This is a genomic window from Ruegeria sp. CI5, assembly GCF_056536885.1.
The window spans coordinates 1,567,855-1,584,921 of the sequence record NZ_JBQFQN010000001.1 but is presented as its reverse complement, the minus strand read 5'-3'; the positions used below and the strand labels follow the sequence as shown (position 1 = coordinate 1,584,921).

18 protein-coding genes and 1 riboswitch are annotated in these 17,067 nt (G+C 60.9%); of the genes, 15 read left to right on the top strand and 3 right to left on the bottom strand.

Annotated features, from left to right (window positions below; genetic code table 11):
• The first annotated feature begins 20 nt into the window (after positions 1-20).
• From ACR0BA_RS07880 to ACR0BA_RS07855, 6 genes are all read left to right on the top strand, one after another.
• Positions 21-905, top strand: a complete 885-nt coding sequence (locus ACR0BA_RS07880) for a hemolysin family protein (protein ID WP_480727218.1) — start codon at positions 21-23, stop codon at positions 903-905.
• The gene (lnt, locus tag ACR0BA_RS07875) at positions 902-2,407 is read left to right on the top strand and encodes an apolipoprotein N-acyltransferase (protein ID WP_480727216.1); all 1,506 of its coding nucleotides are present in this window, start codon (positions 902-904) and stop codon (positions 2,405-2,407) included. Before ACR0BA_RS07880 ends, lnt begins: the two co-directional genes overlap by 4 nt.
• 42 nt (positions 2,408-2,449) lie before the next feature.
• A riboswitch (SAM-SAH riboswitch) is annotated at positions 2,450-2,498 on the top strand.
• A 5-nt stretch (positions 2,499-2,503) separates the two neighbouring features.
• On the top strand, positions 2,504-3,685 hold the full coding sequence (gene metK, locus ACR0BA_RS07870) for a methionine adenosyltransferase (protein ID WP_170365345.1): 1,182 nt from the start codon (positions 2,504-2,506) through the stop codon (positions 3,683-3,685).
• Positions 3,686-3,813: 128 nt separating this feature from the next.
• Positions 3,814-4,524 carry a tRNA (guanosine(46)-N7)-methyltransferase TrmB gene (trmB, locus tag ACR0BA_RS07865; RefSeq protein WP_170598857.1) on the top strand — a complete coding sequence of 237 codons (711 nt, stop codon included), beginning with the start codon at positions 3,814-3,816 and terminating at the stop codon, positions 4,522-4,524.
• A gap of 68 nt (positions 4,525-4,592) precedes the next feature.
• Complete coding sequence (aroA, locus tag ACR0BA_RS07860; RefSeq protein WP_480727215.1) at positions 4,593-5,939, top strand: 3-phosphoshikimate 1-carboxyvinyltransferase; 1,347 nt, start codon at positions 4,593-4,595, stop codon at positions 5,937-5,939.
• A complete protein-coding gene (locus ACR0BA_RS07855) occupies positions 5,936-6,553 on the top strand; it encodes a (d)CMP kinase (protein ID WP_170598854.1) in 618 nt (205 codons plus the stop codon). The genes aroA and ACR0BA_RS07855 overlap by 4 nt, the downstream gene beginning before the upstream one ends.
• A 30-nt stretch (positions 6,554-6,583) precedes the next feature.
• Here the strand turns inward: ACR0BA_RS07855 and ACR0BA_RS07850 are convergent, their stop codons facing one another.
• Complete coding sequence (locus ACR0BA_RS07850; protein WP_170598852.1) at positions 6,584-7,063, bottom strand: YHS domain-containing (seleno)protein; 480 nt, start codon at positions 7,061-7,063, stop codon at positions 6,584-6,586.
• Between the two features lie 216 nt (positions 7,064-7,279).
• Here ACR0BA_RS07850 and ACR0BA_RS07845 point away from each other — a divergent pair, with 216 nt between their 5' ends.
• From ACR0BA_RS07845 to trpB, 9 genes are all read left to right on the top strand, one after another.
• Entirely contained in the window at positions 7,280-7,795 is a 516-nt protein-coding gene (locus ACR0BA_RS07845; RefSeq protein WP_480727213.1) for a hypothetical protein, read from the top strand.
• A 239-nt stretch (positions 7,796-8,034) separates the two neighbouring features.
• A complete protein-coding gene (locus ACR0BA_RS07840) occupies positions 8,035-9,720 on the top strand; it encodes a tryptophan halogenase family protein (RefSeq protein WP_170339897.1) in 1,686 nt (561 codons plus the stop codon).
• A gap of 204 nt (positions 9,721-9,924) precedes the next feature.
• Complete coding sequence (locus ACR0BA_RS07835; protein WP_254429324.1) at positions 9,925-10,182, top strand: DUF6525 family protein; 258 nt, start codon at positions 9,925-9,927, stop codon at positions 10,180-10,182.
• Between the two features lie 271 nt (positions 10,183-10,453).
• Positions 10,454-12,130, top strand: coding sequence for a 30S ribosomal protein S1 (gene rpsA / locus ACR0BA_RS07830; protein ID WP_093964601.1), 1,677 nt, complete (start codon positions 10,454-10,456; stop codon positions 12,128-12,130).
• A gap of 272 nt (positions 12,131-12,402) precedes the next feature.
• Complete coding sequence (ihfB, locus tag ACR0BA_RS07825) at positions 12,403-12,687, top strand: integration host factor subunit beta (RefSeq protein WP_050603110.1); 285 nt, start codon at positions 12,403-12,405, stop codon at positions 12,685-12,687.
• Between the two features lie 7 nt (positions 12,688-12,694).
• A complete protein-coding gene (locus ACR0BA_RS07820) occupies positions 12,695-13,045 on the top strand; it encodes a lipopolysaccharide assembly protein LapA domain-containing protein (protein WP_480727477.1) in 351 nt (116 codons plus the stop codon).
• A gap of 6 nt (positions 13,046-13,051) precedes the next feature.
• Entirely contained in the window at positions 13,052-13,696 is a 645-nt protein-coding gene (locus ACR0BA_RS07815; protein ID WP_480727211.1) for a phosphoribosylanthranilate isomerase, read from the top strand.
• Between the two features lie 48 nt (positions 13,697-13,744).
• Positions 13,745-14,080 carry a hypothetical protein gene (locus ACR0BA_RS07810; RefSeq protein ID WP_170357088.1) on the top strand — a complete coding sequence of 112 codons (336 nt, stop codon included), beginning with the start codon at positions 13,745-13,747 and terminating at the stop codon, positions 14,078-14,080.
• A 67-nt stretch (positions 14,081-14,147) separates the two neighbouring features.
• The gene (gene trpB / locus ACR0BA_RS07805; RefSeq protein ID WP_170339902.1) at positions 14,148-15,395 is read left to right on the top strand and encodes a tryptophan synthase subunit beta; all 1,248 of its coding nucleotides are present in this window, start codon (positions 14,148-14,150) and stop codon (positions 15,393-15,395) included.
• A gap of 60 nt (positions 15,396-15,455) precedes the next feature.
• On the opposite strand, the gene ACR0BA_RS07800 is transcribed toward trpB, so the two are convergent.
• Together ACR0BA_RS07800 and ACR0BA_RS07795 are read right to left on the bottom strand one after the other, a co-directional pair.
• A complete protein-coding gene (locus ACR0BA_RS07800; RefSeq protein WP_093964605.1) occupies positions 15,456-15,836 on the bottom strand; it encodes a DUF2237 family protein in 381 nt (126 codons plus the stop codon).
• Positions 15,837-15,845: 9 nt separating this feature from the next.
• Positions 15,846-17,009 carry a serine hydrolase domain-containing protein gene (locus tag ACR0BA_RS07795; RefSeq protein ID WP_480727209.1) on the bottom strand — a complete coding sequence of 388 codons (1,164 nt, stop codon included), beginning with the start codon at positions 17,007-17,009 and terminating at the stop codon, positions 15,846-15,848.
• Positions 17,010-17,067 lie beyond the last annotated feature (58 nt).

The window sequence follows — 17,067 nt, the reverse complement described above, 5'->3', positions numbered from 1 at the left end:
CGATCTATTGGAACAGGAAAATGGGCGATATTGACGGCAGTTCTGGAGCGGCGCAGAGCGCGCACTCGCAGAGCAGCGATGAAACCAAAGAGAAAAGCGGGCTTTTCTCTCGTATTCTTGATGCTTTTTCTTCCGCCGAGGATGACGCCGAAGTCGTCGTGAACGGGAATGAGGCCGTGACCCCTCAGCCACGCGGCATGATCAATCTGCGGCGCATGCGGGTCGAGGATGTGGCAATTCCTTCCGCCGACATCGTGTCAGTGCCTTCGACCATCACCAAGGAGGAACTGGCCCAGGTCTTCCGGGAAAGCGGTCTGTCGCGAATACCTGTCTACGAGGGGACGTTGGACACGCCGCTGGGCTTTGTCCACCTCAAGGATTTTGCGCTTACGCATGGGTTCAACGGTGGGTCGGCGGAATTCGATCTGATCTCGATGCTCCGTCCGCTGCTGTTTGTCCCGCCTTCGATGCCGATCGGTGTTCTGCTGACCAAGATGCAGACCGAGCGTCGCCACATGGCGTTGGTGATCGATGAATATGGTGGCGTCGACGGGCTTGTCACGATCGAAGATCTGATCGAACAGGTCGTCGGAGAAATCGCCGATGAGCATGATGCCGATGAAAATCAGCTGTGGGTGCAAGAAAAGCCCGGGTGCTATATCGTTCAGGCCAAGGCGCCGCTTGAGGATTTCGAGGCCGAAATTGGCCGGTCGCTGACCAGCCACGAGGATGTGGACGAGGAAGAGATCGAGACCCTGGGCGGGCTGGTCTTCATGCTGTCGGGGCGGGTTCCAGCCCGCGGTGAGGTGGTTTTGCACCCCGAAGGCCCCGAGTTCGAGGTTATCGACGCGGATCCGCGGCGCATCAAGCGCCTGCGGGTGATGCTGCCGGATATGGCTGCATGAATCCTGCCTTGCGGTGGCCGCATTGGCTGCGCGTGGTACTGGCCGCCATACTTGGCGCGTTGGCGGCATTTGGCTTGGCGCCGTATGGCTATTGGATAGTGACCTGCATTGCGCTTGCATCCGTCGCGCCGTTGTTTCTGGCCAGTGTCACGCGCGCTCGCGCGGCATGGGTGGGCTGGGCTTTCGCAACCGGTTACTTCGCCAATGCCCTGAGCTGGATCATCGAGCCCTTTCAGATCGACGCTGAGCGTTATGCCTGGATGGCCCCTTTTGCGCTTGTGTTCATGGCTGCTGGCTTGGCCTTGTTCTGGGCGTTTGCTTTTTGGCTCGCGCGCGGAACCCGAGAGGTGGGGCCGCGGAAGGTCATCGTTCTGGCCCTGACCCTGTCGCTGGTTGAAATGGCGCGCGGCTACGTTCTGACCGGGTTTCCTTGGGCGGGAATGGCACAGATTTGGGTGGATGCCCCGGCCGGGCAACTCCTGGCATGGGTTGGTCCATATGGCCTTGGAGCCGCGACCTTTTTGCTTGCCCTGCCGTTGGGCGCTGCCGTCGCCGGTCCTCGCAACGGCAAGGCGTTTCTTTGGCCCGTCGTGGCAGTTGTCATCTTTGCCGGTTTGGCGCTGGTTCAAGCCAGCAACCGCCCAGGGGTTGCAGAGACCGGTCATATTGTTCGTCTGGTCCAGCCCAACGCGCCGCAAGAGCAGAAATGGGATCCGTCTTTTACCCCGCTGTTTTTTGCTCGACAGATTGAATTCACTGCCGCCGAACCGCGTCCGGACCTGATCGTATGGCCCGAGACGTCGGTTCCGGCGTGGCTGGGCAGTGCGGGTCCCTATCTGGAAGCGATTGCCGAGGCCGCTCAGGGAACGCCCGTCATCCTCGGTATCCAACGCGGAGACGGGCCGCGCATCTACAACTCGATGATCTACCTCGACGAGCAGGGGCGTCAGACCGGCCTGTACGACAAGCATCATCTGGTGCCCTTTGGCGAGTATGTCCCCTTTGGCGATCTGATGGACAGGTTCGGAATACACGGTATGGCTGCGACCACCGGAAGTGGCTTCAGTGCCGGTCCCGGAGCGGCGATGCTGAACGCCGGCAAGCTGGGTCTGGCGCTGCCGCTGATCTGCTACGAGGCGATCTTTCCGCAGGATGTCTCGGCGGCACCGCAGCGTCCGGATTTCCTTCTGCAGATAACCAATGATGCCTGGTTCGGGACACGTACAGGACCATTCCAGCATCTGGCGCAGGCAAGGATGCGGGCCATCGAACAAGGTCTGCCGCTGGCGCGGTCGGCAAATACCGGTGTTTCGGCGATGGTCGATCCCTATGGCAACGTAATCGCGTCCCTGCCTTTGGGACAGGCGGGTTTCGTGGATGCTCATCTTCCGTCGCCATTGCCGCCAACACTGTATGCGCGAACAGGCGACGGGCTGACGCTTGGGCTATTGTTGATGCTTCTGCTGCTGTTTGGGCGCAACGTTCGGTTTGGCAGGGCATAATTACCGATTGACCCTCTGTTTCTTCGGGCGTATCCCGTCGAATGCCTGTCACAACGGCTTCCTGGCGTGACGGGGAAATCTTAATGGAGCGCTTTCATGTCCCGACAGAACTACATTTTCACTTCGGAATCCGTTTCCGAAGGGCATCCCGACAAGGTGTGCGACCGAATTTCAGATGCGGTCCTGGATGCCTTTCTGAATGAAGAGCCCGAAGCGCGCGTCGCGTGCGAAACCTTTGCCACCACTGATCGGGTGGTCATCGGAGGCGAGGTCGGTCTGTCGGATCAGGAAAAGCTGCACGACTACATGGGCAAGATCGAAGAGATCGCCCGCGCTTGCATCAAGGACATTGGATACGAGCAGGACAAGTTCCACCACGAAACGGTCGAGGTGACGAACCTGCTGCACGAACAGTCGGCGCACATCGCCCAAGGGGTCGATGCGTCTGCTGACAAGGATGAAGGCGCCGGTGACCAGGGCATCATGTTTGGATATGCCACCACCGAAACCCCGGCCCTGATGCCGGCTCCGATCCAATACGCGCACGCCATCCTGCGCCGTCTGGCGGAAGTGCGCAAGAACGGGTCTGAACCCGCTCTGGGTCCCGATGCCAAATCGCAGCTGTCGGTGATCTACCGTGACGGGCGGCCAGTCGGTGTCAGTTCGGTCGTGCTGTCCACCCAGCATCTGGATGAGGCGCTGACCTCGGACGATATTCGCCAGATCGTCGAGCCCTACATCCGCGAATCTCTGCCCGATGGCTGGCTGAGCGACCAGACGGAATGGCATGTGAACCCTACCGGCAAGTTCGTCATCGGCGGCCCTGACGGGGATGCTGGCCTGACCGGGCGCAAGATCATCGTTGACACATATGGCGGTGCGGCTCCGCATGGCGGCGGGGCGTTCTCGGGCAAGGACCCGACCAAGGTCGACCGGTCGGCGGCCTATGCTGCGCGGTATCTGGCGAAGAACGTCGTGGCCGCCGGCATGGCCGAGCGTTGCACGATCCAGCTGAGCTATGCGATCGGCGTTTCCAAGCCGCTTTCGATCTACGCTGACACCCACGGCACCGGACAGGTTGCCGACGCCGAGATCGAGAAGGCGGTCGGACAGGTGATGGACCTGACCCCGCGCGGCATCCGCGAACACCTGCAACTGAACAGGCCGATCTATCAGCGCACCGCGGCCTATGGGCATTTCGGGCGCGTGCCGGATGCGGACGGCGGCTTCAGCTGGGAGCGGACCGATCTGGTTGAGGCCTTGAAAAAGGCTGTCTGAGCCAGCACCGGGAAACCAAACACGGCAAGGCGCGTCCGATCTGGCGCGCCTTTTCCGTTCCGAAGGACGCACCCCCGGACGCGGCCCGCCCCTTGCAACGCAAACGCCGCCGCAGTAAGGGCACCGGCATGAGCACCCAGTCACCCGAACGCCCCCGCAGAAACTTCTATGGCCGCTTCAAAGGCAAGACCCTGAAGCCCAGCCAAAAGACCTATCTGTCCGAGGACCTGGCCGCCCTGTCGCCCGGCGCGGTGGATTGGGACAGCAACCCCGACCGTACCCCGATTGACCTGAACGCTCTGTTTGACGGCAAGCCGGTATGGCTTGAGGTCGGGTTCGGCGGCGGCGAGCATCTGGTGCATCAGGCGCAGCAGAACCCCGATATCGGCATCATAGGGGCCGAGCCGTTCATCAACGGCGTGGCCATGTTATTGGGCAAGATCCGCCGGGCCGAAGTGACCAACCTGGCAGTGCATCCCGGCGATGTGCGCGACCTGTTCGACGTGCTGCCCGATGCCAGCATTTCGCGCGCATTTCTGCTCTATCCCGATCCGTGGCCCAAAAAGCGGCACCACCGCCGCCGCTTCGTGACCCCCGAGCACTTGGAGCCGCTGGCCCGTGTGCTGAAACCCGGCGCGATTTTCCGCGTGGCGACCGACATCCCGGACTATGTCCGCCAGACACTCGAGGAGGTGCCCCGGGCCGGTTTCGAATGGCTGGCCGAGGGCCCCGAGGATTGGCGCAAGCCGTGGGACGACTGGATTTCCACCCGCTACGAGCAGAAGGCCCTGCGTGAAGGCCGCACGCCGCACTACCTGACCTTCCGCCGCAACGGGTGATTGCGGCTGGACGCTGCGGCGCCAATTCGCTAATCGGCAGGGGCACTGATAGCGCAAAAGGAGCCCTCATGTCCGGACACGGCACGCCCATCCCGATGACCTCGCATCCCTGCGGCCCGCTGACCGGCACGGCCGAAGTGCCGGGTGACAAGTCGATTTCGCACCGCTCTCTGATCCTTGGGGCGATGGCCGTGGGCGAGACCCGGATCTCGGGCCTGCTGGAAGGCGAAGACGTTCTGGACACCGCCAAGGCGATGCGCGCCTTCGGGGCCGAGGTGATCTCGCACGGGAATGGCAAATGGACGGTGCATGGCGTCGGCGTGGGCGGCTTTGCCGAGCCGGATCAGGTGATCGACTGCGGCAACTCGGGCACGGGCGTGCGCCTGATCATGGGCGCGATGGCGACCAGCCCGATCAGCGCGACCTTCACCGGCGACGCCAGCCTGAACAAACGCCCGATGGCGCGGGTGACCGATCCGTTGGCCCTGTTCGGGGCACAGGCCGTGGGCCGTTCGGGCGGGCGTCTGCCCATGACCATCGTCGGCGCGGCCGATCCGGTGCCGGTCTGGTACGAAGTGCCTGTGCCTTCGGCCCAGGTGAAATCTGCCGTTCTGCTGGCCGGCCTGAACGCGCCCGGCAAGACCGTGGTGATCGAGAAGGAAGCCACCCGAGACCATTCCGAACGGATGCTGGCAGGGTTCGGCGCCGAAATCACCGTCGAGGACACCGACGAAGGCCGGGTCATCACCCTGACCGGCCGGCCTGAGTTGAAACCGCAGGTGATCGCCGTGCCGCGCGACCCCTCCAGCGCGGCCTTCCCGGTCTGTGCGGCGCTGATCACGCCGGGCTCGGATGTTTTGGTGCCGGGCATCGGCCTGAACCCCACGCGCGCCGGCCTGTTCACCACGCTGCGTGAGATGGGCGCCGATCTGACCTACGAGAACATGCGCGAAGAAGGCGGCGAGCCGGTCGCCGACTTGCGCGCGCGCTACTCGCCCGACATGAAGGGGATCGACGTTCCGCCCGAGCGCGCGGCTTCGATGATCGACGAATATCCGGTGCTGTCGGTGGTTGCGGCCAACGCCACCGGCAAGACGATGATGGGCGGCGTTAAGGAACTGCGCGTCAAGGAAAGCGACCGCATCGACGCCATGGCGCGGGGCTTGCGGGCCAACGGCGTCACGGTTGAAGAGGGCGATGACTGGTGGTCGGTGGACGGGCTGGGCATCGGCGGGGTTCCCGGCGGCGGCACCTGCGAAAGTTTTCTGGACCATCGCATCGCCATGTCGTTCATGGTGATGGGCATGGGCGCGCAAGAGGCCGTCTCGGTCGATGACGGCAGCCCCATCGCGACCTCGTTCCCGATCTTCGAGCCGCTGATGAAGGGCCTTGGCGCCAAGGTCGAACGCACATGAGCTTTACCGTCGCCATCGACGGCCCGGCCGCTGCGGGCAAGGGCACGATCTCCAAGGCCGTGGCCGCGCATTTCGGGCTGGCGCATCTGGATACGGGGCTGCTTTATCGCGCGGTCGGCCGACGCACGTTGGACGGCACCGACCCGGTCGAGGCGGCGCGGTCCCTGACGGCCGAGGAATTGGAGCAGGGCGACCTGCGGACAGCCGAGATCGCGCAGGCGGCGTCGAAAGTGGCGGTGATCCCCGAAGTGCGCGCAGCTCTGGTCGATTTCCAGCGCAGCTTTGCCCGGCGGGCCGGCGGCGCGGTGCTGGACGGGCGCGATATCGGCACGGTGATCTGCCCCGAGGCCGAGGTGAAGCTGTTCGTCACCGCCAGCCCCGAAGTACGCGCCGAACGGCGCTATCTGGAGCTGGCAGACAAAGCTGCGGAAATAACCCGCGCGCAGGTTCTGGCCGATGTCCGCGAGCGCGACGCGCGAGACGCCGAGCGCAGCACGGCCCCGATGAAACCGGCCGACGATGCCGTAATTCTGGACACTTCGGACCTGAGCATCGAGGCCGCGCTGGAAAAGGCGATCGCGGTTATTAAAGGAAAGCTGCCCGCGGCAAGGTGAGACCGCGGACAGCGCTTGGCGACAGTCCGATTACAGTTCGCCGACCGCAACCGACTTGATATTCGCCCACTGGTCATCCGCGGTCTTGGCGGTGCCGGACACGTCTTCGAGGAACTTGGCGCGAGTTGCCGCGTTCAGAAACAGGTACAGCTTGCCGTCGGCCAGCAGGTACTGATCCGGATCGCCATCGAACTTCTTGCCCACGGAAACACCATACGAGCAGAAGCCGCCGTGCTGCGGCAGGTATGCTTCGGGGTTGGCCTCGAAAGCTTCGCGGTTCTCGGCCGAGGTGAAGTAGTATGACGCGCCGTCATAGGTGGCCGAATGCGTGGCGAACCCTTCGACCGGGTTGCCGTCGGTGACCAGCGCAACCAGATCGACCCCGTGAGCAGCCAGCGGCGCACCGCCGGCCGAGATCCCGTTCGAAACATTGATCTCATCCGCCGCAAAAGCCGGTGCGGCGATCATCGGCAGGACGGCGACAAGGGCGCTGAGTACAACAGATTTCATTGTGTGTTCCTTTCGTGTTCAGTTGTGGCCGGCACTCGCGCCGACCCGTGTTGAACAGATAAATGCGGGCGTGCGGACGCGTAATCGCAGGGCGAACGGAAAACCTTGCAGATCGTTCGCACTTGCCGAGAGTCTGCCAAACCGGCTCACCAAGCTGTGTTTGGCCAGTTGATCAGTCCCCGCTTAGGCTGAACGCGTCTATGGTGGAGAGAACGGATGATCCGATGTGCCTTGATTTGGGTTTTGTTGGCCGGCCATGCGTTGGCACAGGAAGCCGAGCCACCGATGACCTACGAGAGACTGGGCAAGATCATCTTTGCTCTCGACCCCGATGCCGAGCCGCAGGGTCCGGGCTTTACCATGACGATTTCCGATGTGCCGGTGCTGGTTGTTACTGATGTGCATGCAGACCGGATGCGGGCGATGGTTGCGATCAGCGGCACCTCAGAGCTTTCGGCCGAAGACTTGCAGCGCATGATGCAGGCCAATTTCGACAGCACGCTGGACGCGCGCTATGCGATCGCCAACGGTACCTTGTGGGCCGTGTTCATCCACCCGCTGTCACGGCTGAACAAGGATCAACTGATCTCGGGCCTGGCGCAGACCGTCAATATCGCCCTGACCTATGGCACTCTCTATTCCGGGGGTGCGGCCGAGTTCGGCGGTGGGGACAGCCATGATCTGCAACGCGAACTGATCGACGATCTTCTGAAGAAAGGCGAGGACATCTGAGGCTGCCTCGGAAGGCTCAACCGTCATCGCTGTCCGTTCAGTGCAAGGGAAGCAGGTCGTGACCATGCGTTGCTTTGGCAAAGGCGCCCGTTTGGGCCTACTTGATGCCGCCATTGGCCCTAGCTGGATGCCTGAAAGCTGCTATAGTTTCCCTCAGCGATAAGGGGAGGTCGCCACCGAGGCCCGGAAAAACGGGCAGGCGGCCGCATAATCCTCACAGCCAACAGGGACAGAACAACATGAATAATCGTTTGCAAAAAATCACCATCGTGGGTGGCGGTACGGCCGGCTGGATGACGGCGTTGCTACTCGAGATGGTGTTTTCGCGCACGTCTGCACCCAAGGACCGTCCGCGGATCTGCCTGATCGAAAGCCCGAATATCGCCACGGTCGGCGTTGGTGAAGCGACCGTGCCGCGTATGCCAGTCACGCTCCGGCAGGCTGGAATTTCCGAGCGAGACTTTTTCCGCGAAACCAATGCTTCGTTCAAGCTGGGCGTCAAATTCTGCAACTGGAACAAAGACGCAAAGGGAAAGCGCATCGACTATGTGAACCCATTTGCCCATGGCCAGATGCTGGAAGGACTCGAGGCCGCCGAATACTTCCTTCGGTTTGGCAACGGGGACCGGGATTTCACTCAGTCCATCTCGCCGCATGATGACCTGGCTCGGCTGTGCAAGGGCGCGCGGCTTCTGGGGCAACCCGAATTCGAGCAGCGGTTTGGCTATGCCTATCACCTGGACGCCGTAAAATTCGCAGGCATGTTGACAAGGGTCTGTACGCAGCGTGGCGTCGAACATATCCGCGACGAGGTGCAGTCGGTCGAGTTAAATGAACAGGGCAATGTCAGCCATCTGATGCTTGAGCGTGCAGGCCGCCACGATATTGAAATGGTCGTGGACTGCACCGGTTTCCGCGGCCTGATCATCAATCAGGCACTGGGCGAGCCGTTCATGGATTATTCGGACTATCTGCCGAACGACCGTGCCATGGCGTTGCAGATCGAGCACCCCAATCCGCGGAAGATCGAAAGCGTCACGCGGTCGACTGCACTTGGCGCTGGTTGGACATGGCGCGTGCCTCTCTACAACCGGGTGGGCACGGGATACGTGTATTCATCCGCGCACCGGACGGATGATCAAGCGGCAGACGAATATCTGGAGTGGCTGGGTGACAGCGGCAAAGGCGCGACGCCGCGGGTGATCCCCATGCGGATCGGGCGCGTTCGCAATGCGTGGGTCAAGAACTGCGTGGCGATCGGGCTGGCCGGTGGGTTCATCGAGCCGCTTGAAAGCACTGCGATCCATATGGTCGACCATGCTGTGCGCTGGTTCGCCGAGCATTTGCCGACCCGCGATATCGAACCCTCATTGAGGGACAGGTACAATCGTCAGATGAACAAGCTCTATGACGAGGTGCTGGATTTCATTTGCCTGCATTACAAGCTGAACAATCGTACCGATGATCAATACTGGATCGACGCGCGGACTGAGATGAAGGTGCCGGACAGGCTTGCTGAAAACCTCGAGCTTTGGAAGAACCGCCTTCCGATGCAGCACGATGTTGAGTTTGCAACGTTGTTTGACCATCGCGTCTATCAGACGGTACTGCTGGGCAAGCAGGTCTATGACACGGGGTATGGCACAGGAATTCGTGATCGCATTCGACCATTGCGGAAAGACATCTGGTTCCAATGGTGGAAGGGCGCGAAAGTGGACCTTGCGCAGATCCTGAAAGCGATGCCGGATCACAAAACCCTGCTGCGCGACATTCGCGGAGAGCTCAAGCAACCCACCTTTGCGATGGCCAAGGCGGCACAGCCGACCGTTCCGATGCCGGGTGCCGCGCCCGAACCGGTGGTCATCCAAAACATGCCGAACCTGGCCGAGATTCAAAGCGGCAAGAAAGACCTGCAACTGTTCTAGGTCTCCCGGCTTCGGCTAATATTGAGAGCTTCGGAATGGCTGAGGGCAGTGTTGCAGAACCCTGCCTTTTTTGACCTCAATCCGGGGTTGCGCAACAAAACTATGTTACGTAATAACATACCATATGAGTTGGGACGTTTCCCCAACCCATTCCGTCCGGTCCAATTCCCGCTGTGAAAATTCGCATTGGTACAGTCGATGCCCATGACCACTCAAAGACGCAATCTGCGCAGCCGCCTGAACCGCCGGAGACGGCAACGCCCCGCGATGCAGGCCTATGACACCCTTCCGCCTCAGTTGCGTCAGTGGCTTGCGAATGCCTGCTTGCCGTGGAGTCCGAACTCGGCCCTCAAGATTTGGAAGGCAGCCGGTGGGGCAAAGGCCCCGGCCGACGCACTGGCGCGTTTGAATGCGATCGAGCAGGCCATGCTGCTGAGGGATGCTCGGATTTGGGAGGAGTAGCTGGCCCGGAAAACGCAAGCGGAATTCTGCGTCGGCTTGCAATATGGGCCTTTCTGCTTGCGCTGCGCCTAGAATCCGCCTATACGCGCGCTGTCTGAACAAGGGCGGTCAACGCCCGGGCGACGTATCTGAGCAGGGCCGGGTTTCCTCGGCCCTTTGTGTTTGTTTAGCCAGATGCGCACCGGGTCACGCCAGAGGACATCATGAAACAAGACCGGCGGAGACAACCGCTCGGCCAGCAAAAACGTTATGTAAAGGAAAACAACGCCACATGGCTAACGCATCCATGGAGGAATTCGAAGCCCTCCTGAACGAAAGCTTCGAAATGGACACCCCCGAAGAGGGTTCGGTTGTCAAAGGCAAGGTCATCGCGATCGAAGCGGGCCAGGCCATCATCGACGTAGGCTACAAGATGGAAGGCCGTGTCGATCTGAAAGAATTCGCAAATCCCGGCGAAGCTCCTGAAATCGCTGTTGGCGACGAGGTTGAAGTCTACCTGCGCGCCGCAGAAAACGCCCGTGGCGAAGCCGTCATCTCGCGCGAGATGGCCCGCCGTGAAGAGGCATGGGACCGTCTGGAAAAAGCATATGCCGACGACCAGCGCGTCGAAGGTGCTATCTTTGGTCGCGTCAAAGGTGGCTTCACCGTGGATCTGGGTGGCGCAGTTGCGTTCTTGCCCGGCAGCCAGGTTGACGTTCGTCCCGTGCGCGACGCTGGCCCGCTGATGGGTCTGAAGCAGCCGTTCCAGATCCTGAAAATGGACCGCCGCCGTGGCAACATCGTTGTCTCGCGTCGTGCAATCCTGGAAGAATCGCGTGCCGAACAGCGTGCCGAAGTCATCGGCAACCTGTCCGAAGGTCAGACCGTCGAGGGTGTCGTCAAGAACATCACAGAATACGGTGCATTCGTTGACCTTGGCGGTGTTGACGGCCTGCTGCACGTCACCGACATGGCATGGCGCCGTGTGAACCACCCGTCCGAGATCCTGACGATCGGCGAAACCATCAAGGTTCAGGTCATCAAGATCAACAAGGAAACCCACCGCATCAGCCTGGGCATGAAGCAGCTGCAGGAAGATCCGTGGGATCTGGTTGGCGCCAAGTATCCGCTGGGTTCGGTGCACAAGGGTCGCGTAACCAACATCACCGACTACGGCGCGTTCGTCGAGCTGGAGCCCGGTGTCGAAGGTCTGGTGCACGTGTCCGAGATGTCCTGGACCAAGAAAAACGTCCACCCCGGCAAGATCGTTTCGACCAGCCAGGAAGTCGACGTTATGGTTCTGGAAATCGACGGCGCCAAGCGTCGCGTGTCCCTGGGCCTCAAGCAGACCCAGCGCAACCCGTGGGAAGTGTTTGCAGAAACGCACCCCGAGGGCACGCAGGTCGAAGGCGAAGTCAAGAACATCACCGAATTTGGTCTGTTCATCGGCCTGGAAGGCGACATCGACGGCATGGTTCACCTGTCGGACCTGTCGTGGGACGAGCGTGGCGAAGATGCCATCCAGAACTACCGCAAGGGCGACGTCGTTCAGGCGGTCGTCTCGGAAGTTGATGTCGAGAAAGAGCGTATCTCGCTGTCGATCAAAGCTCTGGGCGGTGACAAGTTCGCCGAAGCCGTGGGCGGCGTGAAGCGTGGCTCGGTTATCACCGTCGAAGTGACCGCGATCGAAGATGGCGGCATCGAGGTGGAGTACGAAGGCATGAAGTCCTTCATCCGCCGTTCGGACCTGAGCCGCGACCGTGCCGAACAGCGCCCCGAGCGTTTCTCGGTCGGTGACAAGGTCGATGTCCGCGTGACCAACGTCGACAGCAAGACTCGCCGTCTGGGCCTGTCGATCAAGGCGCGCGAAATCGCCGAAGAGAAAGAGGCCGTTCAACAGTACGGTTCGTCGGACTCGGGCGCATCGCTGGGCGACATCCTGGGTGCCGCGCTGAAGTCGGGCGACTAAGCCAGACTTGCAGTTTTGAACACTCAAACGGCCCCGCTCATCCAGAGCGGGGCCGTTTCTTTTGCGAATCAATGTGTTCCGGTTTTGCGAGTTATTCGGCGATAGGTGCAGGCATGAACCGTCGGATTCGCGTCCGTACACGCGAATTTCCGGTGCTTTCTTGGAAAATGCACCCCGGACACACAGAGTTTACATTCCACCCGGCACCGTTTTTTCCTATACTGGCCAAACCAGTAGACGAGATGACACGGTGACCTGGGAGGGTAGCACGCATGATCCGTTCAGAACTGATTCAGAAAATCGCCGACGAAAATCCACATCTGTACCAACGTGATGTCGAGCGGATCGTGAATACCGTATTCGAGGAAGTCACAGACGCGATGGCGCGCGGTGACCGTGTCGAACTGCGGGGCTTCGGAGCTTTTTCGGTCAAGAAACGGGATGCGCGCGTCGGCCGGAACCCTCGCACTGGCGAGACGGTTCAGGTCGAAGAAAAGTGCGTGCCGTTTTTCAAGACCGGCAAGTTGCTAAGGGATCGTTTGAACGGTAAAGCGTGATCTCATGATGCGCTACATTCGATACGGTTTTCTTGCGGTCCTGGGGATCGTCCTTGTCTCGGTCTCGCTGGCCAATCGCCAGATGGTGCAGTTGCAGTTGATGCCGGACGCTTTGTCTGACCTGCTTGGCTTCAATCTGACCACCTCGCTGCCGCTGTTTCTTGTGGTTCTTGGCGGGATCGTGGCTGGCCTTGTCATCGGCTTTCTGTGGGAGTGGCTGCGCGAGCACAAGCACCGCAAGGACGCCACCGTCAAAAAGACCGAGGTCAAGAAGCTCGAGCGCGAGGTCAAGAAGCTCAAGAAGAAGCAGAACGAAGGTCAGGACGATGTGCTTGCCCTTCTGGACGAGGCCAGCTGAGAGCCGATGTCTGCCGAGATCAGCGTAAAAATCTGCGGCTTGACCGCACCCGAGCATGTGCGCGCAGCCGTTGAAGCAGGTGCGCGTTACATTGGGTTCAATTTCTTTCCCAAGTCTCCACGCTATGCACCGATTGCCCAGGCAGCGGCGCTGGCCAGTGATGTGCCGGTCGGCGTGGCCAAAGTGGCCCTGGCGGTAAACTTCACCGACGCGCAGTTGGATGAGATCGTGGCGGGGGTTCCACTGGACATGTTGCAGCTGCATGGCGCCGAAAGCCCCGAGCGCGTGGCCGAGGTCAAATCACGCTACGGCTTGCCGGTGATCAAGGCGATTGGAGTGGCGGAAGCCGAGGATTTGGCCGCAATAGACCTCTACTCGGACGTGGCCGATCAGTTGTTGGTTGACGCCAAGCCGCCGAAAAACTCTGAGCTGCCCGGCGGCAACGGTTTGCCTTTTGACTGGCGACTGCTCGCCGGTCGCAAATACTGGCGGACGCCGTGGATGCTGTCGGGGGGGCTCAACCCGGACAACGTAGCCGAGGCGATCCGTATGACCGGTGCAAAGCAGGTGGACGTGGCATCGGGCGTGGAAAGCGCTCCGGGCGTCAAGGATCCGGGCCTGATCCGCTCATTTGTTGAAGCGGCACGGTGATCTGACCAGAACGCGCTTGCGTATTCTTCTCAAAGGGGAGGATGCGGGATGCTGGCTGCAATTGGCGCGGTTTCACTGAAGCGATGGTACCATGGGCCCGAGTTCTTCTGGCGCGCGGGCAAGGCCTTGCGCCAGGCCAAGGGCGATCCCTTGTGCCTCCATGCCGAAGTGTTTTCGCATGAGGGCGCGTATTTCTCGCTCAGCGTTTGGCATGACGTCGAAGCCATGCTGACCTTTGCCCAGTCGAACCCGCACCGAGGGGTGATGCAAGCTGCCCCACGTTTGACCAATACCTACCACTTCCGTCACTTTGCCTGCATCGCCATTCCGACCCGGGAACAGGCGCTGACTATCTGGATGAACGGCAGTACCGCGGCGGAATAGTGCGATTTGCGATGGCAAATCCCGCCGGCACCTCCTAATAACAACAGGCACGACGATGGAGACCACCATGGCCAATGATCTGTTCAATTCCTTCATGTCCGGCCCGGATGAAAACGGCCGCTTCGGCATTTTCGGCGGACGCTTCGTCAGCGAGACTCTGATGCCGTTGATCCTGTCGCTGGAGGAGGAATACGAGAAGGCCAAGACCGACCCGAGTTTCTGGGCCGAGATGGACGATCTGTGGGCCAACTACGTGGGCCGTCCGTCGCCCCTGTATCACGCCGAGCGCCTGACCGAGCATCTGGGCGGCGCCAAGATCTATATGAAGCGCGACGAGTTGAACCACACCGGCGCGCACAAGATCAACAACGTGCTGGGACAGATCATCCTGGCGCGCCGCATGGGAAAGACCCGGATCATCGCCGAGACCGGGGCCGGGCAGCACGGTGTCGCCACCGCGACGGTCTGCGCCAAGTTCGGTCTGAAATGCGTGGTCTACATGGGCGCACATGATGTCCAGCGGCAGGCGCCCAACGTGTTCCGCATGCGCTTGCTGGGGGCAGAGGTGATTCCGGTGACCTCGGGCCGCGGCACCCTGAAGGACGCGATGAACGACGCGCTGCGCGATTGGGTGACCAACGTGCGCGACACTTTCTATTGCATCGGTACGGTGGCCGGACCACATCCGTACCCGGCGATGGTGCGCGACTTTCAGTCTATCATCGGCAAGGAAGCCAAGGAACAGATGATGAAGGCCGAGGGTCGCCTGCCGGACACGATCATCGCGGCGATCGGTGGCGGCTCGAACGCCATGGGGCTGTTCTATCCGTTTCTTGACGACAAATCGGTCAACATCATCGGCGTCGAAGCGGGCGGCAAGGGCGTCAACGAAAAGATGGAGCATTGCGCCTCTCTCACCGGCGGCCGGCCGGGTGTTCTGCACGGCAACCGTACCTATCTGCTGCAGGACGACGACGGCCAGATCCTCGAAGGGTACTCGATTTCGGCCGGGCTCGACTATCCGGGCATCGGCCCTGAACATTCCTGGCTGCACGATATCGGGCGCGCGCAGTATGTCTCGGTCACCGACAAAGAGGCGCTCGAGGCGTTCCAGCTGTGCTGCGCGACCGAGGGCATCATCCCTGCGCTCGAACCCAGCCACGCGCTGGCGCATGTCATGAAGATCGCGCCGGAGCTGCCAAAGGATCACATCATCTGCATGAACATGTGCGGACGTGGTGACAAGGATGTGCAAACAGTCGCCAAGTATCTGAACTTCGACATGTCTGATACCGAGGGTCGCGACGCAACCTAAGGGCAGCCCAAAGAACCGAACCCGGCACGCTTCAACCGTGCCGGGTTTTTCATTCCCGGTTCACTGTCCGGAGTCTGCGCGGTGACTGGTCAGAACGTGCAGCGGCACGATTTCCAATGCGCGCTGGTGAGTTGCCTCAAGATGGACCTTTGGCGCACAGCCCTCGTCATGGGCCTGCATGAACCGCGCGGCACACAGGCACCAGCTGTCGCCAGGCTTCAGGCCCGGGAAATCGAATTCGGGCCGGGGCGTGCTCAGGTCGTTGCCGACATATTTCGAATAGGCCAGAAACTCGGCCGTCATAACGGCGCAGACCGTGTGGCTGCCGCGATCCTCAGGGCAGGTGTTGCAGGCCCCGTCGCGGAAAAAACCGGTCAGGGGCTTTCGTGAACACGGAGCCAGCACGCCGCCCAGAACATTTATGCTGTCCTGCTTTTGCATGCAGCCACCTTACAGGCTTTGCGCGATCTTGCGGAACATTTCGATGTTCTGCTCATTGACCCCGGGCTCGCGGAACTTCCGATCAGCGCCCGTGGCTACGATCAGCACGCCGCGCGACTGGTCGAAATACATGTACTGGCCATAAACACCGCGTGCCAGAAACTCACCGTCATGGGCGCCAACGGGGATCCACCACTGATATCCGTAGCCGATCTTTCCGGGTTCGGTCGGCGCGCTTGGCAAGGTGGATTCCTTGATCCAGCCGGCCGGAACGATCTGGCGCCCATCGCGCACGCCGTTCTGCAGGATCATTTGGCCAAAGCGGGCGTAATCCCGCGTCGTGAAATTCAAGCCACCCAGAACAAAGGCTACACCGGCGCCGTCGGTGATATAGTATCCGTCCCGCTCAAGACCGAGGTGCTGCAGGATCTTTTCGTCCAGCAACGCGGCGACGCTTTGACCCGTCGCCCCTCGGATCACCATTCCAATGACATGGGTATCGATGGAAACATACTGCCAGGTCTCGCCAGGTGCCGCGAAACTGTCCTTCAACGAGGCCGCAAAGTCATCCAACTCGCCCCCCAGGGCGACGACCCGACCCATACGGTTGATGTCGGATTTCGGGTCCAGATAGTCTTCGTCAAAGGTCACACCGCTGGCCATGTTCAGCACGTTGCGGATCGTAGCTGTTTCATAGGCGCTGCCCTGCAGCTTGGGGGCATATTTGATGACCGGATCATCCAGCGAGGCTATGGCGCCCTCCTCAAGAAGGATGCCGAACAGAGCGGACAAATAGCTTTTGGCCATCGACCACGAGATCCGGCGGTCCTCCGGCGATGTGCTCAGAAAATACTCCTCGAACCGGATCTGCCCGTCCTGCATCACCAGCAGGGATGTGACGGCGCGCTCTTCGATCCAGTCTTGCGTCTCGGCGGGCAGGTCGAATTCAGCGCCATAGGGCAGGTCCCAGGTGGGACCATTCCCGCGAGGGAGGTCGACGGTCAGAAACGCCGCGTCCATGTGAGAGAAATTCTGAACGATCTTTTCTTCGGAAAACAGAGAGTTCACCGCCAGAAGGCGCTGGATTTCCTCGCGCTTCCAGAAACCGAAAACTGCAGCGGCCAAGACCAGCGTCAGGACGATTCGCAGCAGCCACTTCAGACCTGTTTTCATGATTTTCCTCCCGTTTGGCGGCATTGGATCGTGATGACGGAAATTCTGCAATTGCTAC